At 56.8% G+C, this 829-nt stretch carries 1 protein-coding gene; it reads right to left on the bottom strand.

Annotated elements, in window-relative coordinates; translation table 11 throughout:
- On the bottom strand, positions 1-829 hold an 829-nt coding region (locus RAD16_RS40320; protein ID WP_458163630.1), incomplete at both ends, for a 3'-5' exonuclease.

Raw genomic sequence — 829 nt, 5'->3', positions numbered from 1 at the left:
TCGATACCGTCGATAATTTGCCGACCTTTAGCCTGGGCAAAAAAGACGCCGTTTTTAAAGCCGTGCTCGCGCCACTCCAGCTCACTGTGATCGCGCCCCAGCCGCAGCGGAATACGGTAACGCTCGGCATGTTTTTGCAGCATTCGCAGATCGAATTGCACCACGTTCCAACCGATGATCACATCAGGATCGTAGTTGGCAAACCAGGCGTTGAGTTTTTCCAGCAACTGCGGGCGGCTGGCGACGTATTCCAGTTCGAAATCAAGCGAGGAGGCGTCGCCATTCTCCGGCCCCAGCATATAAACGATGCGCTGCCCGCAGCCTTCCCGGCCGATGCAGTACAGCTCACCGTGGCGGGTGGTTTCAATATCAATAGAAACCCACTTGAGCGGCGGACGATAGTCGGGATGCGGTTTCAGACGGGCATTAACGATAGCGCCATTGTGCATATCACCCTCGACCCACACCGGTGAGGTGATAAACCGCTCCATCAGATAGCGTTCTGGCGGGCGCACATCGGCCTCGTAGACGGTAACGCCACCTTCACGCAGGCGCTTTTCGTAATTCATCAATTGGCGATGGGCGCGACAGTAAAGGCCATACACCGGCTGGCGGTGAAAATCCTTTAACGCCAGCGGTGTCAGGCGAAAGCCTTGTTCACCCTGCAAAATATGCTGAGCGCGGGGAACCTGATCGGCGGGAATAAACGCCACGGACTCTTGCGGTGCAAGCGTAACCTGCAACGGCCCGTTGTCCGTCGCCAGCCAGAAGGAGACTTCTGTCCCTTGCGGGGTGTCCCGCCAGTGTCGGGTTAAGATAAAACCTGCCT

This window comes from Bradyrhizobium sp. 18BD (genome assembly GCF_054185225.1).
Note: the sequence above shows the minus strand (reverse complement) of the source record. Positions and strands in the feature narration are given on the sequence as shown.